The sequence below is a fragment of the Propionispira raffinosivorans DSM 20765 genome, assembly GCF_000381065.1.
GTDB lineage: Bacteria > Bacillota > Negativicutes > Selenomonadales > Selenomonadaceae > Propionispira > Propionispira raffinosivorans.
The window spans coordinates 17806-42310 of the sequence record NZ_KB905842.1 but is presented as its reverse complement, the minus strand read 5'-3'; the positions used below and the strand labels follow the sequence as shown (position 1 = coordinate 42310).

General features: G+C 36.2%; 25 protein-coding genes. 6 read left to right on the top strand and 19 right to left on the bottom strand.

The window, feature by feature from the left end; genetic code table 11:
- Positions 1–128: 128 nt before the first annotated feature.
- Both argF and arcA read right to left on the bottom strand, forming a co-directional pair.
- Positions 129–1130, bottom strand: a complete 1002-nt coding sequence (gene argF / locus F606_RS0104175) for an ornithine carbamoyltransferase (RefSeq protein ID WP_019552618.1) — start codon at positions 1128–1130, stop codon at positions 129–131.
- 28 nt (positions 1131–1158) lie between these two features.
- A complete protein-coding gene (gene arcA, locus F606_RS0104170; RefSeq protein WP_019552617.1) occupies positions 1159–2445 on the bottom strand; it encodes an arginine deiminase in 1287 nt (428 codons plus the stop codon).
- 574 nt (positions 2446–3019) lie between these two features.
- Here arcA and argR point away from each other — a divergent pair.
- Positions 3020–3484: an arginine repressor gene (argR, locus tag F606_RS0104165; protein WP_019552616.1), complete on the top strand. Its 465-nt coding sequence runs from the start codon at positions 3020–3022 to the stop codon at positions 3482–3484.
- A 181-nt stretch (positions 3485–3665) separates the two neighbouring features.
- Here argR and F606_RS20545 read toward each other — a convergent pair whose 3' ends face one another.
- From F606_RS20545 to F606_RS0104150, 3 genes are all read right to left on the bottom strand, one after another.
- Positions 3666–3866 (bottom strand): alpha/beta hydrolase, encoded by a 201-nt coding sequence (locus F606_RS20545; RefSeq protein WP_019552615.1) that lies wholly within the window; start codon positions 3864–3866, stop codon positions 3666–3668.
- 215 nt (positions 3867–4081) lie between these two features.
- A complete protein-coding gene (locus F606_RS0104155; RefSeq protein WP_019552614.1) occupies positions 4082–5554 on the bottom strand; it encodes an MFS transporter in 1473 nt (490 codons plus the stop codon).
- A gap of 332 nt (positions 5555–5886) precedes the next feature.
- Complete coding sequence (locus tag F606_RS0104150) at positions 5887–6462, bottom strand: GNAT family N-acetyltransferase (protein ID WP_019552613.1); 576 nt, start codon at positions 6460–6462, stop codon at positions 5887–5889.
- 498 nt (positions 6463–6960) lie between these two features.
- On the opposite strand from F606_RS0104150, the gene F606_RS0104140 reads away from it, so the two are divergent.
- A complete protein-coding gene (locus F606_RS0104140) occupies positions 6961–7287 on the top strand; it encodes a winged helix-turn-helix transcriptional regulator (RefSeq protein WP_019552611.1) in 327 nt (108 codons plus the stop codon).
- 166 nt (positions 7288–7453) lie between these two features.
- Here F606_RS0104140 and F606_RS0104135 read toward each other — a convergent pair whose 3' ends face one another.
- From F606_RS0104135 to F606_RS0104100, 8 genes are all read right to left on the bottom strand, one after another.
- The gene (locus F606_RS0104135) at positions 7454–8887 is read right to left on the bottom strand and encodes a nicotinate phosphoribosyltransferase (RefSeq protein WP_019552610.1); all 1434 of its coding nucleotides are present in this window, start codon (positions 8885–8887) and stop codon (positions 7454–7456) included.
- Between the two features lie 87 nt (positions 8888–8974).
- Positions 8975–9103 (bottom strand): hypothetical protein, encoded by a 129-nt coding sequence (locus F606_RS23800; protein ID WP_019552609.1) that lies wholly within the window; start codon positions 9101–9103, stop codon positions 8975–8977.
- Positions 9100–9276, bottom strand: a complete 177-nt coding sequence (locus F606_RS23100; RefSeq protein WP_019552608.1) for a hypothetical protein — start codon at positions 9274–9276, stop codon at positions 9100–9102. Before F606_RS23100 ends, F606_RS23800 begins: the two co-directional genes overlap by 4 nt.
- Before the next feature lie 24 nt (positions 9277–9300).
- Positions 9301–9990, bottom strand: coding sequence for a ribose 5-phosphate isomerase A (rpiA, locus tag F606_RS0104120; protein WP_019552607.1), 690 nt, complete (start codon positions 9988–9990; stop codon positions 9301–9303).
- A complete protein-coding gene (locus F606_RS20540; RefSeq protein WP_019552606.1) occupies positions 9990–10835 on the bottom strand; it encodes a Cof-type HAD-IIB family hydrolase in 846 nt (281 codons plus the stop codon). Before F606_RS20540 ends, rpiA begins: the two co-directional genes overlap by 1 nt.
- On the bottom strand, positions 10828–11286 hold the full coding sequence (locus tag F606_RS0104110; RefSeq protein ID WP_019552605.1) for a MarR family winged helix-turn-helix transcriptional regulator: 459 nt from the start codon (positions 11284–11286) through the stop codon (positions 10828–10830). Before F606_RS0104110 ends, F606_RS20540 begins: the two co-directional genes overlap by 8 nt.
- Positions 11268–13424 (bottom strand): ATP-binding cassette domain-containing protein, encoded by a 2157-nt coding sequence (locus F606_RS0104105; RefSeq protein ID WP_245542082.1) that lies wholly within the window; start codon positions 13422–13424, stop codon positions 11268–11270. Before F606_RS0104105 ends, F606_RS0104110 begins: the two co-directional genes overlap by 19 nt.
- A gap of 610 nt (positions 13425–14034) precedes the next feature.
- Positions 14035–14601 (bottom strand): acyloxyacyl hydrolase, encoded by a 567-nt coding sequence (locus F606_RS0104100; RefSeq protein ID WP_019552603.1) that lies wholly within the window; start codon positions 14599–14601, stop codon positions 14035–14037.
- Positions 14602–14973: 372 nt separating this feature from the next.
- On the opposite strand from F606_RS0104100, the gene F606_RS0104095 reads away from it, so the two are divergent.
- Genes F606_RS0104095 through F606_RS0104085 form a run of 3 tightly spaced genes read left to right on the top strand, consistent with a single transcriptional unit; the run spans position 14974 to position 16734 of the window.
- Entirely contained in the window at positions 14974–15342 is a 369-nt protein-coding gene (locus F606_RS0104095) for a GntR family transcriptional regulator (protein WP_019552602.1), read from the top strand.
- A 1-nt stretch (position 15343) separates the two neighbouring features.
- Entirely contained in the window at positions 15344–16042 is a 699-nt protein-coding gene (locus F606_RS0104090) for an ABC transporter ATP-binding protein (RefSeq protein ID WP_019552601.1), read from the top strand.
- Entirely contained in the window at positions 16036–16734 is a 699-nt protein-coding gene (locus F606_RS0104085) for a hypothetical protein (RefSeq protein ID WP_019552600.1), read from the top strand. Before F606_RS0104090 ends, F606_RS0104085 begins: the two co-directional genes overlap by 7 nt.
- 193 nt (positions 16735–16927) lie before the next feature.
- Here F606_RS0104085 and F606_RS0104080 read toward each other — a convergent pair whose 3' ends face one another.
- Together F606_RS0104080 and F606_RS0104075 are read right to left on the bottom strand one after the other, a co-directional pair.
- Complete coding sequence (locus F606_RS0104080; protein ID WP_019552599.1) at positions 16928–17347, bottom strand: nucleoside recognition domain-containing protein; 420 nt, start codon at positions 17345–17347, stop codon at positions 16928–16930.
- Positions 17348–17412: 65 nt separating this feature from the next.
- A complete protein-coding gene (locus F606_RS0104075; protein ID WP_019552598.1) occupies positions 17413–17823 on the bottom strand; it encodes a nucleoside recognition domain-containing protein in 411 nt (136 codons plus the stop codon).
- 254 nt (positions 17824–18077) lie between these two features.
- Between F606_RS0104075 and F606_RS0104070 the strand changes: the two genes are divergently transcribed.
- The gene (locus tag F606_RS0104070) at positions 18078–18932 is read left to right on the top strand and encodes a LysR family transcriptional regulator (protein WP_019552597.1); all 855 of its coding nucleotides are present in this window, start codon (positions 18078–18080) and stop codon (positions 18930–18932) included.
- A gap of 270 nt (positions 18933–19202) precedes the next feature.
- Here the strand turns inward: F606_RS0104070 and F606_RS0104065 are convergent, their stop codons facing one another.
- The 4 genes from F606_RS0104065 to F606_RS0104050 form a co-directional block, all read right to left on the bottom strand.
- Positions 19203–22235 carry an efflux RND transporter permease subunit gene (locus F606_RS0104065; RefSeq protein ID WP_019552596.1) on the bottom strand — a complete coding sequence of 1011 codons (3033 nt, stop codon included), beginning with the start codon at positions 22233–22235 and terminating at the stop codon, positions 19203–19205.
- Positions 22232–23341, bottom strand: a complete 1110-nt coding sequence (locus F606_RS0104060) for an efflux RND transporter periplasmic adaptor subunit (protein WP_019552595.1) — start codon at positions 23339–23341, stop codon at positions 22232–22234. The genes F606_RS0104065 and F606_RS0104060 overlap by 4 nt, the downstream gene beginning before the upstream one ends.
- Complete coding sequence (locus F606_RS0104055; protein ID WP_019552594.1) at positions 23316–23537, bottom strand: TolC family protein; 222 nt, start codon at positions 23535–23537, stop codon at positions 23316–23318. Before F606_RS0104055 ends, F606_RS0104060 begins: the two co-directional genes overlap by 26 nt.
- Before the next feature lie 251 nt (positions 23538–23788).
- Complete coding sequence (locus F606_RS0104050; protein ID WP_019552593.1) at positions 23789–24403, bottom strand: TetR/AcrR family transcriptional regulator; 615 nt, start codon at positions 24401–24403, stop codon at positions 23789–23791.
- Between the last annotated feature and the right edge of the window lie 102 nt (positions 24404–24505).

Genomic DNA, 24505 nt, shown 5'->3' with positions numbered 1-24505 from the left:
ACTGTTGATGTAATTCATAATGGATCATAAATTGCTCTTAGCCTAGCGAATACCACTGTGAGATTCATATATGATTTACTCAGTCATGCCGTAGTTGCATGACTGAGTTTTAAATAAAGTACGGAATCTTATGCGCCTAATGTAGCAACCATAATTGCCTTAATCGTATGCATTCTATTTTCCGCTTCATCAAACACAACCGAATGTTTACCTTCAAATACTTCATCCGTAACTTCCATTTCAGTTAAGCCGAATTTTTCAAAAATCTGTTTACCAACTTTTGTTTTTGTATTATGGAAAGCTGGCAGACAATGTTCAAATATAACTTTGTCATTTTTTGTCATTTTGATCATTTGTGCTGTAATTCTATATGGTTCAAGAAGCTTAATTCGCGCCCCCCATACCTCATCAGGTTCCCCCATGGATACCCAAACATCCGTATATAAAACATCTGCATTTTTAACACCGGCAGCAATATCAGAAGTCACTGTAATTTTAGCGCCTGTTTCGGCAGCTACTTCATTGCATTTTGTAAGCAAAGCTTCATCTGGCCATAATTCTTTCGGTGCAACAATACGGAAATCCAATCCCATTTTAGCGGAACCAATCATCAACGCATTCGCAACATTATTTCTGCCATCTCCAAGAAAAGCAAATACCATTTTTTCATATGGTTTATTTAGATGTTCCTGAGCCGTTAAGAAATCTGCTAAAACTTGTGTTGGATGATCTGCATCAGTTAAACCATTCCATACTGGTACACCTGAATATTTAGCTAGATCTTCAACAATTGATTGATCAAAGCCTCGATATTCAATACCATCATACATACGTCCTAAAACACGAGCTGTATCTGCAATGGATTCTTTTTTGCCAATTTGACTGCCGGTCGGCCCTAGGTACGTAAGTAATGCACCTTGATCATAAGCCCCTACTTCAAAAGAACATCTTGTACGCGTTGAATCTTTTTCAAAGAGAATAACAATTTTTTTACCTTGTAATTTTTGTTGTTCTATTCCCGCATATTTTGCTCTCTTTAAGTCTCTTGCCAAATCAAGCATGTATTGAATTTCTTTTGGTGTAAAGTCCATTAGTGTTAAAAAGCTGCGATTTCTTAAATTAAAGCTCATTTTTAGGATCTCCTTTTATTAAAATAATTTACAAATTTTCACGATAAAGCGGCATGCTCATGCATCTTGGACCGCCTCTGCCTCTAGATAATTCAGATGAAGGAATAATGTGAAGTTTGACACCATATTCTTCGGAAAGTACTTTATTCGTAACATGATTTCTCGAATAAACAACCACTTCACCAGGGGCAATTGCAAGTGTATTGGCCCCATCATTCCACTGTTCTCTTGCTCCAGCAATTTTATCGCCATTACCACAGCGAATAAGAGTAATATCTCTGCCTAAATGTTTTTTAAGAATATCTTCTAATTTCATATCTTGTTTTTCTATCTTAATTTTTAGTCCATTTTTACCATTATGTTTTGTCATTTCATAAACTGTTAACGGTCCTTCAATTTCAGAGTGTATTGTAAATTTATCGTAATCAACCATCGTAAACACTGTATCCAAATGCATAAAAGCTCTAGACGATGGAATATGGAAAGCAAGTACTGTTTCAAACTTAGAATTATTTTGAAACAACCTTCGGCAAACCTTCTCTACCGAAGCCGCATCGGTTCGCTGCGAAATTCCAATTGCCAGGGTCGTATCACTTAAAACTAAGACATCGCCGCCTTCTAATGAAGTATCTTCCTCACGGTCAAACCAAAATGGAATTTGAGCATCTTTGAATTGCAAATGATTTTTAAAGATATATTTGGCAAAAATAGTCTCACGATTCCTTGTTTGTGTTCGCATATGATTCATCGTAATACCATTTCCAACAGTAGCGAATGGATCCCGCGTAAAATACAAGTTTGGCATTGGATCACAAATAAACGGATATAAATTATTAACTTGGTCATAAAGCGATATGCGATGAAAATCTCTCAACTCTTCACGCCGAATGCCCGCCATCATCTTATTAATTAAATCTTGATTGGAAAAGCTGTTAAAATATTCTGTCAATGCTTCTTTTAAACTTTCACTCTCAACTGAAGCCTCATCAATAAACTGGCTAATAAATTGTGTCTTTACGCCTTGATCTTTAATAGCTTCTGCCGCAAGTGTTTCAAGATAAAGAACCTTCACTCCATTTTCTCTTAAAACATTTGCAAAATAATCATGTTCTTCACGTGCCACTTTTAGATAAGGAATATCGTCAAACAATAATCTTTCTAAAAGTTCCGGTGTTAAATTTTCAATTTCCTGACCCGGTCTATGCAGCAAAACCGTCTTTAATTGCCCGATTTCAGATGTAACATTCAATACGTTATGTACTGCATATGCTGCTGGTGATTCATTTAAAGTTTTTTTCAAAAGTGCATTTTCCATAGTTTGCCCCTCCTCTAATGCCTAGCAGTTTGGAACATTTTGAATTTTCTTTACAGCCAGCCAAAAAAGAAACGCTAAACTATGAACCAGTGGCAAGCTATCGTCCCAAACAACTTAGGATCTCTAATAAAAATCGATAATGTTTATTTAAACCACCAAAAACACTCCCTTTCATAAAATTTTTTACTCCTGCCACTTTGCTATTAATGGTTCACCGTAATAGGTAACCACCAAGGTAGTGACTACAATTGAAGTATATTAAACAGAAAGGGTTTTGTCAAATAAAAAATCAATATTTTTGAGCAGTAAAATAATACAAAAGAATAAAAATCAATGTATCATTGCATAATATTCACTTTAAAACCAATGGTTATATTAATTATTAGTATTTATCTAAAATATAATTTCTAAATATTCATTTTATTTATTTTTAATATTCAGATAAACTACTATAGTATTATATACCTTAGATGGTATATAATTTTATTGACGAATATATAATATTGGATATATGATTAGAAGAAATTCCGTTTAATTTATATCAACTTTTGCAGAACAGAAAGAGCGTGATTTTATGAAAAATGTACGGCTTGAAAAAATTAAACAAATTATTGCCACGCAAGAAATCAATACGCAAGATGAACTGTTAGATGCACTGCATCAAGAAGGATTCGATGTAACCCAAGCTACTATTTCTCGTGATATCAATCGTTTGATGATTATGAAAGTCCCTCTCGGCGATGGACGATATCGTTATGTAAGCAAACCAGATCCAGCCCATAATGCCTATGTCAAAGGAAGACTGCGTATATTTCAAGATTCCATTTTATCCATGAACTTTAGCGAAAACATCATCGTTATCCACACAATTCCCGGTGCAGCAGAAGCAGTTGCTTGTTTGATTGACTATGTCGAATGGCCCGAAATCATTGGAACACTAGCTGGCAACAACACTATTTTCGTCATTGTTAAAACAAATAAAAACACAACAACTATTATCGAAAAATTACAAAATTTACAAAAAAAATCAACCACTTGAATTTTTTTAAATTTAAACACAAAAAGACCTCCTACCACAAAATGATAGAAGGTCTTTTGCTGGCACAAAAATTTTCTACATAAAAAAATCGTCACTCTACCGTATTTACAATACAGAAGAATGACGATTAAGTTATAGTGTCACAAAAATAACAAGGTACTACAATAACCTCATGCTGCTTTTATTTCAAGTATTTACTGAAAAAATCTGTGAGTTTAGCAAACGGAATGAGATCCGTACGATCATAGAGATCTGCGTGTCCTGCATTCGGAATACTGTACAGCTCTTTCGGTTCAGCTGCTTTTGCATATGCATCTTCGCTAAATTCCAATGAATGAGCTTCTTTGCCAGCAATGAACAGCAATGGGCGTGGTTTGTTCAATCCCGTACAGCCAAGACCTATAGATGATAACCCAACTCCCCATCAAAATAAGATTTTTCTAATACTTTATCCTACTCTACGGAGTACACTTCAGGTCAAGAAATATATTTACTATAAAATTTTAATTTTACTTTAGCTCAAAAGATTCTGTTTCAAGCTGTCCATGTTATCCACTATTTTTTACTCGCATAAAAAATACGCGATGTATAAAGTCATTAAATTGTTCTCCTTTGCTTCATTTTAGATTGCATTCCAAGGTTAAAGATAAAGGCTATAATCAATAAAATCAGTGCAATCAACATAATATGATGCAACCCGCCATACATAATTTGTCTCATTTCAGGTAACAAAGCTGCAGGCAATTCTGTCATATTCTGCGAATTGCTCAACTTATTCAACATAGCAATAGAAATTTCTCCATTAGATTCTGCAACACCTCTCATTAAGGCATGATTTAAAACCACTCCATAGATAGCGGACATAAACGTTTGACTTAAAATCCGTAATAAAAATGCAAATGACGTTGCAATAGGAATATCTCTTTTTTCAGCATCTTGCTGCACACTAATTTGCAAAATATTAAAACATAAACCTAATCCAAGACCTTCAAATGCGCCAACTATCAATAGAAACCAAAATGGTATATCAGCCCCAGCGAATACCATGCAAAAAAAAGAAATTAAAAAAGCTAAGGTTCCAGAAGTAACCATACGGTATTTACCTAACTGCCCTTGTATTCTGGCCCCGATCACAGAACCTATAAAATTTGTAATAGCACCGGGAATTTGAGTTACTCCCCCTATTAAAGCACTAAGTCCCAATAGCCCTTGTGCCCACATTGGTATATAGATGTTAAAAGCAATAAAGGCCCCCCATAGAAGAGCAAACATTAAAAAATCAATTACTAATGGGACATTTTTAAAAAGTCTGTTAGGAATTATAGGATCTGCAGCTTCCTTTTCAACTTTTAATAACACGACCAACAAAAGCAGACCAGTAAGCATCAATGCAACAACAAGCACAGGTGAACCTGTCCCAATCATTTGAATTCCAGTTAAAAGTGAAACCAACGCGGATATCATCAAAAAAGCGCCTAAAGAATCTATTTTTTTACCTGTAGCAATGCGTACGGGTTCTTTGAAAAAAATTTGAATACTCAAAATTGAAAACAATGCGATAGGAATATTAATATAAAACACCCAGTGCCAGCTAAAAGAATCTACGATCCAGCCTCCTAGCAATGGGCCAATGATTGACGCTGCACTAAAGCTTGCCGTAGCATACCCAATGACTTCACTTCGTTTTCTTAAGTTTGTGTATAAATCTGCATAAATAATAAATGGTAGCGCATTCATTCCACCTGCACCGATTCCCATAATGGCCCTTGCAATTACAAAAAAAGTAATGTCATTGGACAATGCTTGAAATATTGACCCAAGAACAAATAATAAGGTGGCTATCTGATAGGCTTTTTTATTCCCAATTCGTTCACCAAGTTTACTCCAAAGAGGAGTTGCCACTGCCATTCCTAACAAAAAAGCAGCTATAATCCAACCGATATATTGAATACCATGTAAATCACTTATAATTGATGGCAAAGCTGTATTGATTATTGTTCCATCCAAACCTGCCATAGCATTTGATAATAAGAGTCCCATTGTTACTATAAAAATTCCTCGTTTACTCATAAAAATCCCCTTAAAATTAATATCACCTAAAAATAAAAGCCGTAACGTAAAAAAATGCGTTACAGCAAAAAATATAATACGATTCTATACAACTGTCATTCAGTATATCACAATTTATCATCAAATCTATATAAAAGCAGAATATATATTTTGTTTTTTCTAATAAAAAGACGGATGCCATTACCAACGATACATCTTACGGACATTACTCCCACTTCATTCAAAATTGCAAACCATTATCCTATGTAAAAACGAATGTCTGATTAAAACCGTCGATTCCGCCGGCTAAGCCGGTGGTTTATTTTGGCAGTTAAATATATTGAAACATGTTATTATAACCGTAAAATTTTCGTAATTATGTTCGTGTCAATTTCTTTAATTGACATGAACGGCCCAGGTTCGAGATTATAATCTCCAATCGTCTTTTCAAACCACATAACATCATGCCATTCTTCACATTTGTATCCCGTATTATGATATACGCCTAATTTGCTAAACCCGAAATATTGATGCAATCTTTCACTGTTTTCATTCGGAAATGTAACTCCACCATAAATATTTCTGACATTTTGTAACTTCAATATTTCGATAAGGACACTGTACAGTGTTTTGCCAATTCCACAACGCAGGTGAGATTGATCAATATAAACCGACAACTCAGCATTCCACTGGTATGCTGCTCGTTCCATTTGTTTATGTGCATATGCATATCCAATAATTTTTCCGTTTGACAAGTAAACTATATAAGGATAGTCCTCTGATATTTCCTTAATACGATTTCTGAATTCATCAATCGAAGGAGTTTCACATTCAAAAGTTATCGCTGTTTCTTTTACATAAGGCTCATATATGTTCAAAATTTCTTCGGTATCTGCTTCTTGTACAAGTCTGATTATATTTTTTTCCACTTTACTGCCCCCTCTCAATCTGGCTTATGAGAAATGTACTTATTCCTGCAAAATCTAAAAACTCACAAATTGTCATTCCTTTTTTCCGATAATTCAAAACTGTTTTCCCAAGACGATTATAATTCATCGTAATCTCCCATCCATAATAATAATTTTTTCTTTCGATTGCATTAACATAATGTATATAGCAAATAAACAAACTGTACTTAACGACGAAAATACATAGTATAATATTTTTATACTATACATTATACTATGTATTTTCTCTTTTAATGATATTAAAGATAATTTTCTATTCTCGTCATATTTCATTTGAAAATTGGTGGTATTTGAAACTTTCCGTTTCCTGTTTAGATTTTAATTCAGTGACTACACACAAAAAAATACGCACAAAGCTGTTGCTTAGTTACTTTTTTATAACTACTTGTAAAAAGAAGTATCCTATATTATAATTTGAATACAATATTCGATTATAAACTTATGAAAAGAGGTATCCACATGCTGACAAAAGCAGAATTGCCTGAATGTCCGGTAGCAACTACCGTCCAACTGATTGGAAGTAAATGGAAACTTTTGATTATACAGAATTTACTTGAGCGCCCATGGAGATTCAATGAATTACGAAAAACACTCTCTGGTATTAGTCAAAAAGTATTGACGGATAGTTTACGCTCAATGGAGTCTGACGGTATTATTACCCGTACCATTCATCCAGAAGTTCCGCCTCGTGTAGAATATTCTTTAAGTGAGGTAGGCGAAACAATGCGTCCTATTATCAAATCGCTGGAAGCATGGGGCACAGATTACAAACAAAATTTGGAATAAAAAAGATTGACCTAAAAACAAAAATAAAACATATAGAATTTAAACATAAAGAATAGCCTCGCATATTTTGCGGGGCTATTCTTTTTTATAGTGAAACGCTATATAGTTGTAGGCGACAAACGATTAGAGTGGTCTTTAGAAAAGACGGCACTATAAATATTCAAATTCATGAATGGACATTCATTGAATTTCTAATTAACTTCTTTTTTAAGTCCAGCAATTTTTCGGTTAAATCCACATAATATTCATGGGGATTTACACTTCTCTTAATTTCTGGATAAATTGTTCTAAACTGTTCTTCACAGTAAGCTTTTCTTTCTTGAATACTCGGTACTTCATAAACCTGCTTGCCATTTTTGAAAACAAGAACTTGAAGATTTTTGACTTCATAATCGGATATATAAGTTTTTTTCCATTCTTCCGTTGGGCTTATTAATGTATATCCATCTTCTGGAATCACTTCATCTGCCAGTGCCAATATATCTCCCAAGGCATAGCCTGTTTTTTTATCATAAAACCGATATACTTTTTTATATCCTGGATTAATTGTTTTCATGATATCGTTCGTGACCTTAATCTTCGGAATCAGCTTAGCTTCTTTTTCTACTGCTACCAATTTATATACACCACCAATTCGTTCCAGTGAAGCTGCAATATTATCCCCACAACCAATAGAATTGATATAGGCTCCTTGATCAATGAGAGATTTAATCGTATTTTCATTAAGACCGTTGGATAAACAGATACCTGCATCTTTATAGCCTGCATCGTCCAATAATTTTCTTGCTTGCTTTGACAGATAGGCTAAGTCTCCGCTGTCAATCCGTATCCCCTTAAACGGATATTTATTCGGAATCAGATAGTCATTTGCCACTTTTATAGCATTGGGAATTCCACTTTTTAAAGTGTCAAATGTATCTACGAGAAACACACAGTTATTGGGATTACTTTTTGCATAAGCAAGAAATGCTTCATACTCATTGTCAGCATCGCAAATCATGCTGTGTGCCATGGTTCCCAAGACTGGGATATCATACATTTTTGCTGCAAGCACATTGCTTGTTCCAATGCATCCCCCAACATAAGAATATTTGCTAGCTTCAATGGCTGAATCAATTCCCCGTGCTCTTCTGGCACCAAATTCCATAACTGGGATTTCATTTGCTGCCGTGGTAATTCTTTTCGCTGCTGTTGTAACTAAAGTTGCATGATTAAAATTAGCAAGTAAAGCCGTCTCAATGAGTTGTGCTTCTATCACATTTGCCCGCACTGTAATAACCGGCTCATTCGGAAATACCGGTGTTCCATCTTCGACGGAATAGATATCCCCTCGAAATTTTAATTCTTTTAAGTAGGAAAGAAAATCTTCTGTAAAATTCCCCAGACTCCTTAAATAGCCTATATCTTCCTCAGAAATATAAAAATTTTTAATATATTCAACCAGCCCATCCAGGCCTCCGGCTATGGCATAACCTCCATGAAAAGGACTTTCCCTAAAAAAAACATCAAAATATGCTTTCTTATCTTTTTCCCCCTGGTCAAAATAGGTCTGCGCCATGGTCAATTCATAAAAATCCGTCATCAACGTTTTATTTTCCATCTTTTTATCCTCTCTCATCTATTGCTGTTTACCATGGAGTTCTCCCTTATGATAGAACTCCTGCCCCCTATTCTGTTTAACATATCCTTACATTCTATCAAAATCTGATGGAAATACAATATTTGCTTTTTTTCTTGCAATGGTTTGTACTTCAGAACCAGTCAAACTATGTTCTAACCTTTCATAGCATTTTCCCAACTGATTATTTGCAATCATACATACTCATTTTTCAGTCCATCAACTTTCTCTTTGCTTCTTACTGTACCGCAAATAGCTTCCAATTCTACATTCTTTAAAAGTTCTGTAATTGACAAAAGTTCCTTCACGATCATACCGGAACCAATAATACCTAATTTCATATAAATCCCTACTCTCTTTTCATCGATCAAAACGAAACACCTGCATTAAAAGTCCTATCCCCTTGATATAACCCTTACACACTGGTCTCCTGCAACAATCAATTTGTTGACCTCTTTTATAAACAAAGACGTACCTATCACGCCAGCAATATCATTTATGTCATCATTTAATTGCTTAAAATCCTGTATATTCGCAAATTTTATATCCAATATAAAATTCCCATCATCCGTAATCAAATTACCATCCTTGCTGTTGGTAGTTCTAACAGCGGGATCGCCACCCAAATTTCTAACCATTTTACTTACATATCCCAAAGAAGCTTTCACGATTTCTATTGATACAACATGTTGCGGATTCAATTGAATATGTAGTTTTCGTTCATCAATTAGTAATATATACAACTTGGCTAGCGCTCCAATTATTTTTTCCTTTGTAAATACGCCGCCCCCACCTTTTGACGCATATAAATTTTCATCCGCTTCGCCGCAACCATCAAAAGCAACTGCTACCTCTTCTACAAAACACGTCGGTATCACTTCGATTCCATATTTAAAACAAAGCTTTCTTGTTGCCGCCGATGGAGTTACAGCCTTAATTTTCAAACCATCCTGTTCTGCAGCTTTATGAATCAGTTCAATTAAACAAGCGATATTGCGTCCTGCGCCTAAACCAATCACTGTATTATTTTTTACATATTCCATTGCTTTTTCAGCACATAATCTTCTTAAATCATTCTCATTCACTAACTTTTCACCTTCAATTTTGCTTCATTACTTCTCTTTGCTAATATAAATTTGTCAATTACGTAAGAAACGCCATCTTCCTCATTGCTTTTTGTTATAAAATCTGCCATGTTCTTGATCTCATCTTCAGCATTTTCCATTGCCACGCCAAGCCCCGCATATTGGATCATTTCTTTGTCATTGCCCGCATCACCAATAGCAATAATTTCTTCTCGACGGATACCCAAATACTGAGCCAATTTTTCTATTCCAGAAGCCTTATTGCACCCTTTCTTCATGAATTCCAGCATGAAGTCTACGCTTCTAATCACAGTATATTTTTCAAACAGTTCTTTGGGTATTTTGTCAGTAATCTCATCGAGCACATTTTTTTCTTCCTCCAGCACCACCTTCAGTATTTCATCATCATCCTTAATTTCTCCAAGAAAATTGACTACCCGTACTTTAAGATTAATCCGCTTTTCTTCCGCTACGGAAAACTTGCTTTTTTTATCCACCAAATCCTCGTCTTTGGTAAATGCATGAAAATATGTTTTAAGTGCTTTTACTTTATTATAAATATATTTTAAGTCTTTCCCTGTTAATGTCTCATTACTGCTTAGTATGGAATAATCATCGTTTCTGCATATGAATGCCCCATTCAAAGCAATCACATAGTCATCTTTATTTGTAAGGTTTAATTCCTCTAAATATTGTTTTATCCCTTGAATCGGCCGCCCTGTTGTCAAAACGATTTTTACACCTAAATTACTGGCCATTTTTATCGCATCTTTCGTTTTCGTCGTAATTTTCTTGTCTTCTGTTAAAAGCGTTCCATCCATATCTATGGCTATGAGTTTATACATCTTCATCCCTCCATAATTTTATACCTTTTCTTTCTTTTTCAGCATGTAAATTCGTAATTTTTTTGCACATTTCAGAAAATCCCTTTACTTCTTCTGACGTTAAGGCTTTTTCAATCAAGTCCATTATTTCCTTGCCAAAATCCTCTACACGATTTAAAAAATCTTTTCCTTCTTGTGTAATTACAATTTTATAAGAACGCCGATCCTTTTCTTGTCGTTCTTGATCTATATATTTTTTTTCCAACAATCGTTTTGTTAATTTTGAAATGCCCGATTGTGATATTCCCTTTAGTTCAGCCATTTCTTTTGTGGTCTTTGATCCTTGCTTGTCTAAAACATCAAGTATATAGTATTGTGCTGTTGATACACCCTCGACATTAAAGCGATTAGAACAAGCAATAATCAAACATTGAAAAGGCAAATAATTTTTTTCTAATTCTTTTTTGGACATTTGCACTCCTCCTTAACATATTGTGCCAAACAACGACCTGTAAGTGATTCTTGATTTTCAATTAAATCTTTTGGCAGGCCGCTAAACATAATTCTGCCACCATTTCCCCCAGCATTAGGCCCTAAATCAATAATCCAGTCGGCTTGACAAATAACAGTTAAATTGTGTTCAATTACAATAAGAGTAGAATTTTGTTCAACAAGATGGTCTAGTACGCCTATCAACTGTTTTATATCAGCCATGTGCATCCCCGTTGATGGTTCATCCAATACATAAATCTGTCCGTCATTTTCAAGTTCGGATGCGAGTTTTATTCTTTGTAGTTCTCCTCCTGAAAGAGTGTTCAACGGCTGCCCCAAAGAAATATAATCAATTCCAATATCCGAGAGTCGTTTTATAACCTTGCTAATGGCTTTTTCATAAAAAAAGTTCAAAGCCTCACCTACAGTCATTTTTAGAACTTCACTTATATTTTTCCCTCTTAATTTATATTGAAGAACTTCGTCATTAAAACGATTTCCATTGCATTCCTCGCACATTGTAACGATTGTATCCATAAAAGCTAAATCCGTATAGGTAACACCCAATCCTTTACAAGCAGGACAAGCCCCTTTTGAATTAAAACTAAATAAAGATGCATTAACACCATTTTGCGTTGCAAATAGCTTTCTAATTATATCAAAAATACCTGTATATGTTGCAATATTAGAACGCTTTGATGCTGGTACTCCATTTTGATCAATGAAAATAATTTCAGGGTAAAATTGTGGCAACACTTGATTGATCAATGTACTCTTACCTGAACCAGCTACTCCAGTTACTACCGTCATTACTCCTTTTGGTATTTCTACTGAAATATTTTTCAAATTATGTAATTTTGCATTTTGAATGGAAAGCCAGCCCTTTGGCATGCGCACACTTTGTTTTAATTTCGGTTGATATGACAAATAACGTCCAGTCAATGTATTCGCTTCTTCTAAACCTTTCAGATCGCCCTCATATAAGATTTGTCCGCCTTGCGTTCCTGCGCCTGGCCCCATGTCGACTATATGATCAGCAATTTTTATTATATCTGGATCATGTTCTACAATAAGCACCGTATTGCCTTTGTCCCGCAAAAGTTTCATCAAAGTATTTATTTTACTAATATCGTATGGATGTAGCCCTATACTCGGCTCATCAAAAATATAAGTAAGGTCGGTTAAGCTGTTTCCCAGTTGTCTTACCATTTTAATTCTTTGTGATTCTCCACCTGAAAGAGTATCGGTTTCTCGGTTTAAACTTAAATAACCTAATCCAATCGTAACCATATGTTGTAATCGATTAATAAGCTCGGAAATAATTGTAGCGGCTACAGGAACATGAATTGTTTGAACAAATTCTAAAAGATTGACCACCTGCATGTCGGTACATTCAACTATATTTTTCTCATGTACTTTGCAAGACAGTACTTTATCATTTAGACGTGCCCCATGACAAAGGGGACAACTTTGTTTTATAACAAAGTTCTTAATATCTTTACTGTATTTGACTTTTTCTCCATCTTCTTTTTTCAAGAAACTTCTTTGAATACGCGGAATCAGCCCTTCATACAATGAAGTTTTATGCCATTCAGTAGTGGGATTTTTTACTTTAATTTTATCAGCGTAAAGCAGTAATTCCAATGCTTCATTGGAGTAATCCTGAATTTTTTTATCATTATCGAAGAATCCGGAATAAATATAACGAGTCAGCCTCCAACCACCCGGTTCAAAAGTTGGAAAACGGATAGCCCCTTCGCTCAATGACCTGTTTTTATCTAAGAGACGTTCGATATCGATTGTTTCGATTTTACCTAATCCTTGACATGTATTACACATCCCTACCGGATTATTGAATGAAAATACATCAGAATATCCAACAAATGGTTTTCCAATTCGTGAAAACAAAAGACGCAATAAAGAATATATATCCGTTACTGTCCCTACTGTTGACCTTGCATTGCCCCCTAACCGTTTTTGATTCATAACAAAGGCGACAGATAAATTTTCGATACGATCTACATCAGGTTTACCATAATGAGGCATACGATGACGAATAAAACTATTGTATGTTTCATTTAACTGTCTTTGAGATTCCGCAGCTATTGTATCAAACACTAATGACGATTTTCCCGAACCAGATACGCCAGTAAAAACAGTAATTCTTTTTTTAGGTATTTTTATATGAATATTTTTAAGGTTTCGTTCTCTTGCTCCCGAAACATAAATACAGTTGTCTAACATAAATTTCTCCTTATTGTCTTCATTTAGATGATACGGTAAATATATGACTAGCTCAACTATATTTTACTTTCTTTACTTCTTAATTTCAATAGGCTATTTATATAAAATTGTGAAAAAAACAATAACTGATCAAAATTTGTATTAATCCCCATAAAAATCAATTCAGAAAAAAACTATAAGTAAATTGCCATTCATAAAAGAACTTCTCCCCATGAATACTGCTATCCAACACACCGATAGAAGTATTCTGTTTTTTATAAAAGTGAAATACCTTAGCTTAATATTTGCCCTGAATAAAATGAAGCCTATAATCTAGAAATTGGTAATCATTCTAGGCTATAGACTTCATTTTTATAGTTTGCTTTTATGATTTTCAAGATATTTTGATCCTGTATTTAATAAAACGCACTGCACTCTCATCATAATCACAAACAAGAATTTAATACCTACTATTTTATGGTACGCTCACGTTCAATTTGCTAATTCAAAATTTTTGTTCGAAACTAACTGAAAGACCTTGCCCATTATATCCAGGATTATGAGTCCTAAAACCATTAGAAACATGCATGAACGTATACCCAATATTTATCGAAGAGTTTTCACCCGTTTTATAAACCAATCGGGGGCCAATCCGCCACATAAAATTATAATATCTTCCGTCTGTCGGAAATGCTTTATCATATAGAATAAATCCACCGCTCATATCTAACGCTTCATATAACTTTCTTGAAAGTTTTTTTTCATTACGAATCATGTATACAGGTCCGATACCAACTGCCGAACTATCTTTAGTCTGGTCATTATCATTTATTATGTGCCCATATGGTCGAGTAATTGTAATGCCCCTATATAAAGATCTATTATGTTTTTCTGAAATATTTTCGAGTATATGTATTGATACCGTATTAATATAGCGATTTTTGAAACTTACATGCGTCAAGTAGTCCGAATCTATTTCTACCTTAGCTGGAGCCGTATGGCAATATGATTTTCCCGGTATGAAAACAAATAAAACAGTCATAGCAAATACTAAACCAATTAATCTACGCAAAATATTGACATCCCCTTAGTTGAGTTTTTTATACTGTCAAACCTATAGCGTGTGACCGTACTGCCTATTCTCTTCATAACAAACAAATAGGACATGACTAACTTGGATAAAATACGATTTACTAATTTTATTCCTCACGCAAAATCAAAGTTCCTGCCAAATTAATACAAAGTTAAAAAAATTTCTTCAAACAATGTAGCGAAAAAAAACAGCTCGACTGTCTTATTTTCCAATCACGTCATGATCTATTCTCATTAGTAATTTCAAAGATAATGCCTTTTACTACCGAATTTATAAATACTGCTTGACATTCTCACTGTATTATTGTATTATGTAATTAATACAATAATACAGTGTAAAGGAGCATTCACTATGGCTTGGGATTTTACAAAAGATCGACCGATCTACACCCAGATCGCCGAACAAATCAAGAATCAAATATTTGTCGGCAAACGAAATCTTGGTGACAGACTACCACCCGTACGTGATCTTGCTATGGAGGCCGGCGTCAATCCAAACACGATGCAGCGTGCCCTCGCACAACTCGAGCAGGAAGAGATTATTTATGCAGAACGCACAAACGGGCGTTTCATTACGGAGGATAAAACGATGCTGGATAAACAAAAAAAAGAAACCGCACGCTTGCAAATGAACGATTTTCTTGAGAAAATGGCTGCGATTGGTTACGATCGAAAAGCAACTCTTCAATTATTAACAACACTTACGAAAGACGGTGAATAATATGGATTCTATCTTACAATGTCAAAACCTCACGAAACACTACGGCAGCACCTGCGGCCTGAACGATCTCACGCTTGATATTCCCCGTGGACGCATTATCGGACTACTAGGCCCGAACGGCAGCGGTAAAACGACCTTCATCAAACTTTGCACGGGCCTGCTTGTTCCGACAAGCGGCACACTGACGATCGGCGGTCACCCGATCGGCACAGAAACAAAAAAAATCGTCTCCTATCTACCGGAACACACTTACATCAACAACTGGATGCACGTTAAAGAAATACTTGAATTCTTCAGTGACTTCTATAAAGACTTCAATATAGATAAGGCACGCGATATGCTGCAAAATCTGCAGATTGGCCTTGACGATAAACTTAAAAACATGTCAAAGGGTACAAAAGAAAAAGTCCAGCTCATCCTTGTCATGAGCCGCGAAGCTGACCTTTATCTGCTCGATGAACCAATCGGTGGTGTTGATCCGGCCGCTCGTGACTATATAATAAAAACCATCCTTACGAACTATCAAGAGAAGGCCTCCATCATCCTCTCGACACATCTTATCTCTGAAATTGAATCCATACTTGATGAAGCCATTCTGATCAAACAGGGCAATTTGATTCTCCATGACTCTGTCGATGAAATCCGTGAAAAGAAAGGTGTATCACTTGATGCACTATTTAGGGAGGAATTTAAATGTTAATCCATCTTTTTAAATATGAAATAAAATCTATATTTCGTCAACTACTTCCGTTCTATGCTGCGCTTATTCTATTTGCTTTGCTTGAAAAAGTTTTCTATATAATGCAGATGCCGACAATCATGTCCTTTACGGCTCTTTTCCATGTTCTCATCATTGCCGCGGTCATGGTTTTTACGCTGGTTGTCATCACGCGCCGCTTTTACAGTAACTTTTTTTCCAATGAAGGCTATCTGACCTTCACGTTGCCCGTAAAGACTTGGGAGCTCATTATAAGTAAGCTCATCGCAGCACTTCTCTTTGCTTTCACTGGTATGCTGCTAACATTCGCTACCGTTTTTTTCCTATTTGTCACCATAAACCCGGATATTCTTGCGGGAGTCCAGTTTCCTTTCAGTACCATCACACCGGATGATATGCTTAACCTCACGACACACTTTGCTGCTTTTATCTACGGAACACTTATGTATGATGCCACAGCGATACTTATCATCTACGCTTCGGTGTCCATCGGTCACCTCTCCCGTGAGCATAGTATCTTCTGTGCTTTCGCTGCTTTTTTCGGGCTTTTCATTTTCGGGCAGATATTTTCTTTTATACTTGGTGCAAACTACTATGTCACCTCATTACTCCTCTGTGGCATTTTTTTCATCATCACAAATTATATTCTAAGTCATCGTTTAAATCTGGCCTAAAACTTTTTCTATCAATACTATATTACTTGAATTATTTAAATGAACTGCCTCTGGTATAAAAAACCAAAGGCAGTTCATTTTTTTATACTTATGCTTTTTTTAACAGGCTGATACCAAGCAATTAATATAACGATTATAATATTGTATAATTTTTTTCTCGCCGCGAATTGCAACGAAAATCATGGTTTTTAAATTATTTTTTCACCAATAAAAGGCTATGTTTTTTTATAAAAATAAGTTGCCATACATATGCACTTAATACGCCTGCAAAAAACCTGACAAGAGCTATAATCAGGACATTAGCACCAGAGCCTATAAAAATAATATTTTCTTCGATTATTGAATGGCAGATACCTACTAAGATAAAAATTGTTTCTACTTCATGTTTTTCCAACCCTTTTTCTTTTATTGTAGCTAAAATAATACCGCTACCTGACAATATCCCCAAAAAGATACCTGCAAAACATGTTATTGCTGCTTCTTTTGGTAAACTCAATAATTTTGTTATTTTCTCTGTTTTTAAAGATATTTTATCTATTATTCCAAATCTATTAAATATTTCAACCAATATTGATATTGGAATAATAACAATTGCTAATTGTAGTACTTGCAAAATACAGTCTTTTATAGCTGAACAAATAAAAAAATATATATTTTCTATATACCCTCACCATCCTTTCATAAAACCAATTTCAATATCATTCCAGAAAGGATTGCTACTAGTAGTCTAACAAAAAAAATCAATCCCATACTAATATCTGCTTTTAATGCAATACTATTTTCTATTATTCCTCCATGAGAAATAGCTATCATAGTACCTAAAATTGTCATCTCTTTGTAATCTAAATTTAATGCTAACATTCCACCTAAGCCGCCATAAATATTACTCACTATTCCCATAAAAAAAGGAATTGCTGCAGTTCCTGGCAACCCTACTACATCACAAAGCGGGACAAATAATTTTGATACATAATTATAAGCAGAAGTATATTCTAATATCTTAACAATTAAAATTGCTGGAACCAAAATTTTTGATAAACTTATCATCATTTTAATTCCATTTAAAAATCCTAAAAAGAAAACATTCATATAATTTTCTCCTACATAATAAATATATTTTTTTAAGCAATCCACTCTACAAAGCCAGCTTTTATTAAGCAATTCCCCTATTTATTATTCTATATCTTACTACCTACATCGTTTATTATATTGCAAATCACGCCATTTTAAAAATCACCATTTTTTTTGATTTTAAAAAAAAATTTTTATGAATTATGGTATAATATATCCGTTCGATATGAATATCATGTTTCGTGATTTATTATTTTTAAAGAAGGTCGCTTATGGATATAAATTTATTTAAAACTTTTCTTACTGTTGCAAATTGTAAAAATATAACTCACGCTGCAGAAATTTTAAACTTCACGCAACCAGCTATTACCGCTCAAATAAAACTAATAGAAAAAGAAATGCACGCCGCCTTATTTGAACGAATTGGAGGCAAAATATATTTGACACCAAACGGAAAAATATTTATGCGACATGCAAATAATATACTACTTGAATATAATTCATTAAAAAAAGACATATATTTATCAAGCAAAAAAAATTTCTCATTGATTAATATAGGTGTCTCTACGCTTTGCGCATCATATCTAGTTACTCCAATTTTATCACCACAAAATGAGTTCAAAAATATCTCTTTAGAAATTTGCTCAAATACCGATAGCGCCTTAAATGGATTAGTACAAAATAAATTTGACTTTATAATTTGTCATACGGATATAAAAAGCGAAAAAATAACAAAAATTGAATTAAGTAAAGAAAAAATGATTTGGACTGTAGGCAAAGCACTGTATCTCCAACATAATCAATCTTTAAATATATTTGATTATCCATTGATTTCATTTAAAGAAGGCTGTACTTACCGAAAAAAATATGAACACCTACTCCCTAAACTTCCTAATATAATAATGGAATGTAGTAATTCCGAAGCTGTAAGAGATGCTGTCTTAAATAATATTGGTCTTAGTTTTTTGCCTAATTTACTTATTAAAGATTATCTAAATTCTGGCCAACTAATTGAATTACCCTGCCAACCAAACACATTTGTTACATTAACCTTAGGATTTTTTAAAAACAAACATTTTTCTGTTCAAGAACAATTGTTTTTGGACTTATTATTAAAATCTATATAATACGCAAAAAGAAACACCTTGGTGATTTTTCAAATCACCAGGGTGCGCCGTTCTGGATATACAGGCATTTTTTTGTTATGAGATAAAATAATGAAATTATAAAACACCGATTGCATTCTCGATATGGCAATCGGTGTTTTGCTTTGCTTTTTGAGATCACTTTCTATCCTAATAATGCAATAATAAATTAAATCTAACTATGTCAATCCATTACCCCATTAAGTAGATAAATTTACAATTATTCCATCTTATTTTTTATACATGCTTTATTTAACGATTTTTCCAGTCATGAATCAAAGAATAAAAGACTGGGACAACTACCAAACTAAGCAGCGTTGAGGTAATCAGACCACCGATAATGGCATGTGCCATAGGAGCACGGGCTTCTGATCCCGGTCCAAAACCTAATGCAATGGGAATCATGCCAAAAATCATGGCAACACTAGTCATAAGTATCGGACGCAGGCGGATGCGGGCTGCCTCAATTAAGGCTTGATTACAAGAGACATGCTCTCGCATTCGCTGTTTAGCAAAATCGATTAAAAGAATCGCATTTTTGGTAACCAGCCCCATAAGCATCATAATGCCGATTGTTGAAATCAAACTTAAATCACTGCCTGCCAAGAACAGTCCGAGCAACGCACCAATGATGGCTAAAGGCAGAGAAAGCATAATAGCAAATGGTTCACTATAATTTTCAAACTGCGCTGCTAATATCATAAAGATGAAAGATACCGCAAGCGCTAAGGCAATACCCATACTAGAGAAGGATTCATCCATGTCATCTGATACCCCTGCAGCATTGATCTGATAGCCTGTTGGTAAAAGAATATCCTGCACACTAGGGTAAAATTGATCATTAAAATCACCAATGGTCGTTTTCTCTAAATTGGCGGTTAGGCGGATTTCTTTTTGCCGGTCATAGCGATTAATCTCTGCCGGACTGGTCTCATATTGCCAGTCGGCTGTTTGCGATAGAGGAATAAGCATTTTTCGTCCGTCAGTTGTTGCTTTTTCGCTTGGTACATAAATCGTATTCAAGCTTTCGGGGCGGCTGCGATCCACCTCTGCCAGCCTGACACGGACATCCACACGCTCATCGCTGTCACTATATTTACCGATGACCGTTCCTGCCAGCATCGTTTGCAGGCTGCTGCCGATGGCTTCTGTGGAAACGCCTAAATCATTTGCCCGTTCTGTCTTGATTGCAATATTTAGATTTGGAGTACCAGTCCGATGACTCGTCACAAGATCTTTTACCCCCGGTACAGTTTCCATTCTTTTTTGCAGTTCATTGGAGATTTCCTCCAGTTTTTCTACGGAATCACCTGTGATTGAAACAGTAACAGGCTTACCGTCACCTTGCTCTATATCCACCCGAACTCCTGGAATATTGTTTAAGATTTGACGTACTTCGCCAATAACCTCAGTTTGGCTGCGCTGTCGTTCTTTTTTGGGCACTAAGGTGATAAAGAAAGTCTGTTCTTGACCAGACGATGTACTATAAATATGCTGAATCTCAGAAAGCGGGCGAAGTGCTTCCAGCATCTTTTGCGCATGCTCATCCAGCGCTCCTACAGTTGAACCCGCCTGCATTTTGATTTTTACACTAAACTGTGAATTGTCGGTGTTTGGAATAAAGGAAGAACCTAGATATTGAAACAGCATCATGCTGAGCATAAACAAAGCGAAGGCGCCAGCCAAGACTTTCTTTCGGTATTGCTGGAGCAGTTTTTTCAGCAAATCAGCATAAGCATCCGCAAAATGCTCAAACCATTCATTCCACTTTAACCACCACTGTCCCAGACGCCCTGCAGTATGCTGCAAGCCAACGGGCAGATACAAGGCTGCCATCATCGGTGTCAAGGTAAAAGATATGAAAAGAGATACCAAGACGGCAAACGCAATCGACAAACCAAATTCCTTGAAGAATTGGCCGCTGGCACCAGACATAAAACCGACGGAAAAAAACACTGCGACTACGGTAAAGGTCGTCGCCATAACCGCTAAGGCGATTTCTTTGGTTCCGTCAGCAGCCGCTTGAATAGCCAGCTTGCCCATTTGGCGGTGACGAATAATATTTTCAATGACAACAATGGCATCATCGATTAAGAGTCCGACTGACAACGACAATCCTAAAAGTGACATACTGTTGATAGAGAAGTTGGCTAATTTCACAAAAAAGAAAGTAGCAATAATCGAAGCTGGAATTGCCAAGGCACTGATGAGGGTACTGCGCCAATCACCCAAAAACCATAGCACTGTAACAACGGCAAAGAACCCACCGATAATAAGGTCAAACCAAACTTCATGAATAGATTCCTCGATACGCTCTGCATCATCGCGAACCATATGCAGGGTAATTCCCGCGGGTAGATTTTTCTGGATTTTTTCCAGTTCACCTTTTACTTGTTTGGCTACGTTCACGGCATTGGCACCGGATTGCTTACCGATTTCAAGACCGATGGCTGGTTTGTTATCATAACGCGCAAGTGTTTCGATTTCCTTAATTGTATCCTTAACAGAACCAATCTGACGATAATAGACTGGCACGCCATTTCTTGTGCCGATTACAGCGGAAAGGAAATCCTGCGGATTTTTGAAGTTACCCGCTGTGCGTACAGATAAGTTTTGATTTAGTTCCGTAAGTTTACCTGCGGGAATATCTTGATTTTCCTGCTGCAGGCGCTGGGTAATTTCGGGTATAGAAAAGCTAAACGCATTTATTTTATCTCGATCCAGCAGCAACTGAATCTCGCGTTCTTGCAGCCCCGTTATTTTCAGCTGTCCAACACCAGCAATTTTTTGCAGACGCGGCTTAATCACATCATCTACTAAAACACTTAATTCCCGTAGATTGACACTATCGCTGGTGAAAGCAATCGCAACAACAGGCGCTGCTTTCATATCGAAACGTGCAATTACGGGTTCTTTAATCTTATCAGGCAATTCGCTGCGAATGGCGCTGATTTTGTCCCGCACCTCCTGCGTTGCGATCGCTGGATCTATATCCAAATTAAACTCAACGCCAATTTCGGCTATACCTTCACGTGATGCCGACCGGATATGTTTTACCCCTTTGGCCTCGCCGACTGCCTCCTCCACTTTTTTAGTAACCTGCGTGTCAATTTGTTCCGGCTGCGCACCTTCATAAGTAATACTAACCGATACATAAGGGAAGCTTGTATCCGGCATTTCATCCACATTCATACGGAAATAGCTGACAATTCCCAATAGAATCAAGGCAAGCAACGTAACTGTAGCAAAGACAGGACGCTTGATGCTGATCTCCGGTAAGCTCATCGACGGTCCCCTCCTTCACCCGCTAAGGCATCGCCATCTTTAATTTTATCCAAATTATCAATCACCACTGCCATTTCTTCATTGAGGCCCGCTTTAATCTCAAGCAAATCACCAATTAAATCACCGGTTTCTACCAATGTTTTTTTTGCTTGACCATTTTCAGCAACATAGACATAATGCAAACCCTTTTGCGTCATCATCGCAGCACGCGATACCGCCAGAACAGATTTCGTTTGACCCGAGATTAAGGCAGCTTGGGCAAACATCCCTGGCTTTAACAACTGCCCAGCATTATCAACCTTAATTTTAACCCGAAACATCCGGCTCTCACTACCTGCTACGGGATTGATAACCGCAATGATGCCAGCAAAAGATGCCTCGGGATATGCATCTACTTTAACGGTTACCGCAGTTCCCAGTTTTGCAGTGACAATATCCTTTTGTTCAATGTTGACCACGACATACACTTGATCGATTTGTTCTACCGTCAGAAGGGCAGTACCCGGTGAGACGACTTGACCGACAGTGACTGTTTTATTGGCAATTACACCATTTACCGGACTTCTAAGACTACCGTCATCGATTTGCTTTTGGGCATTATTCAGATTGGCATAGGCATTATCAACCTCCACTTGGCTGGTAATCATTTTAGCCTGCGCACTTTCTAGTTGCTGTTTGGTAACAGCTTGTTGTGCATAGAGATTATAGTAACGCTGATAATCCGTCTGCGCCGTATTGAGGTTTGCCTGCGCCTGACGAATGTTATTTTGGGCAATCCGCTCCGCATTCGCTAATTCAACCGTATCTAGTCTCAAAAGCTCGGTACCAGTTGAAACTGCCTGACCGTCCTCGACACGTATTTCTTCGATTTTCCCTGCAAAACGGCTACTGATAATAGCTGAGGTTATGCCCTCTACCGTACCAGTCAAATTGAGAGTATTGGGCTTTTGTGTCCAGCTTACTGCTGCCATCGTAACCGTAAGAGGTTGAATCTCTACCTCTGCTTGCTGCTGAGCACTATAAACCCGACAAACAGCCGTACCGATAAACAGTATCAACATCAATATCAGCATTAAAGTTCTAACGCGCGGCTTCTTTTTTATCATGTATATCATCCTCCGTAATCGTCCCCATAGCTTGTGTTAACTGCACCGTATATTTATTGTAATCATAGCGGGCATTAATATAGTTAAATTTCGCTGTGGTCAATGCGCCCTGTGCATCAATCACATCCAGATTGGTGGCGATACCAGGCTGGTAACGAACCTGCCCGCGATCACGTATCCTCCTCTTTAGTGACAACCTAAGAGGCTTATCTACCTATATTTTTTATTACAAAATTTTAAGCAAAATTTATGATGAATAGGTTCTAACCTGTAATCTCTTTTCAAACTGTCGTAACAAGAAGCCGTTTTGCGACAACTGACCAAGGTCAGTTAAAAGGCAAAAAAATAGCCCGAATCATCATAACTACAATACATTTCTCCTGCGAATTAATGACCTTGGTCAGTTGTGTGGTGAAAAAGATGTCCATTTCTACACAGCTTAAAATTTTAGACTTTGGAAATGATAAATTCGAGTTTTCCTTCCTCTATTCCCAAAATTCGTTCCAAAACAGATTCAGCAATTTTCACTTTAATAAGAAAGACCTCCTCTGGCTCCTTTAAAAAAGCAACGTCAAATAAGCAGTCCACTGTACTCCAGAAAAAAGCAATCGTTTCTTTTATATGGGGTGCCTGCATGCTGCCCTCTTGATTACCCTGCTCGATAATTTCACGCAAAAGCGGGTTAAAAATGCTCTCTACCTGTTGCTGCCAAATGGTATAAACTAGATTAAACTCCTTCTCATCCCAAAGCTTGTCAATCAGCTCATCTACTTGACTAGGAAGCATTAATTCTGAAATGAAACTCTGTAGCTTTTTTATTGCCGTGTGTGCTTTACTTTTCCTCTGATAAGAAGCTGCTATATCAATCGCCCAGCGCAAACATATGGCTTCTAAAACGGCTTCCTTGGTAGAAAAATAGTAAAAGAAGGTTCCCTTGGCTACACCAGCCCGCTTCACTATATCAACAATCATTGTTTTTTTATAACCAGCAGAACTAAACAATGCTAAAGCCGCATCAATCAGCTCTTCTTGACGAACTTTTGGATCTTTTCTAACTCTCATATGTCTATTACCTCCTAACTGGGTAAAATCTGCAAATAAAACGACTTGCTTCCATATATCACTTCATTACTAGCTCAGTCAATCATATGGTTAACAAACCAC

Coding starts and splice junctions, on each gene's coding strand:
- F606_RS0104050 (WP_019552593.1), bottom strand. CDS start 24,403: ATGAGAGTTAGAAAAGATCCAAAAGTTCGTCAAGAAGAGCTGATTGAT.
- F606_RS20540 (WP_019552606.1), bottom strand. CDS start 10,835: ATGTATAAACTCATAGCCATAGATATGGATGGAACGCTTTTAACAGAA.
- F606_RS0104135 (WP_019552610.1), bottom strand. CDS start 8,887: ATGGAAAATAAAACGTTGATGACGGATTTTTATGAATTGACCATGGCG.
- argF (WP_019552618.1), bottom strand. CDS start 1,130: ATGAGCTTTAATTTAAGAAATCGCAGCTTTTTAACACTAATGGACTTT.
- argR (WP_019552616.1), top strand. CDS start 3,020: ATGAAAAATGTACGGCTTGAAAAAATTAAACAAATTATTGCCACGCAA.
- F606_RS0104075 (WP_019552598.1), bottom strand. CDS start 17,823: ATGAATGTTTTCTTTTTAGGATTTTTAAATGGAATTAAAATGATGATA.
- F606_RS0104070 (WP_019552597.1), top strand. CDS start 18,078: ATGGATATAAATTTATTTAAAACTTTTCTTACTGTTGCAAATTGTAAA.
- arcA (WP_019552617.1), bottom strand. CDS start 2,445: ATGGAAAATGCACTTTTGAAAAAAACTTTAAATGAATCACCAGCAGCA.
- F606_RS0104095 (WP_019552602.1), top strand. CDS start 14,974: ATGGCTTGGGATTTTACAAAAGATCGACCGATCTACACCCAGATCGCC.
- F606_RS0104090 (WP_019552601.1), top strand. CDS start 15,344: ATGGATTCTATCTTACAATGTCAAAACCTCACGAAACACTACGGCAGC.
- F606_RS0104110 (WP_019552605.1), bottom strand. CDS start 11,286: ATGTCCAAAAAAGAATTAGAAAAAAATTATTTGCCTTTTCAATGTTTG.
- F606_RS0104065 (WP_019552596.1), bottom strand. CDS start 22,235: ATGAGCTTACCGGAGATCAGCATCAAGCGTCCTGTCTTTGCTACAGTT.
- F606_RS0104140 (WP_019552611.1), top strand. CDS start 6,961: ATGCTGACAAAAGCAGAATTGCCTGAATGTCCGGTAGCAACTACCGTC.
- F606_RS23800 (WP_019552609.1), bottom strand. CDS start 9,103: ATGATTGCAAATAATCAGTTGGGAAAATGCTATGAAAGGTTAGAACAT.
- F606_RS0104060 (WP_019552595.1), bottom strand. CDS start 23,341: ATGATAAAAAAGAAGCCGCGCGTTAGAACTTTAATGCTGATATTGATG.
- F606_RS0104085 (WP_019552600.1), top strand. CDS start 16,036: ATGTTAATCCATCTTTTTAAATATGAAATAAAATCTATATTTCGTCAA.
- F606_RS0104155 (WP_019552614.1), bottom strand. CDS start 5,554: ATGAGTAAACGAGGAATTTTTATAGTAACAATGGGACTCTTATTATCA.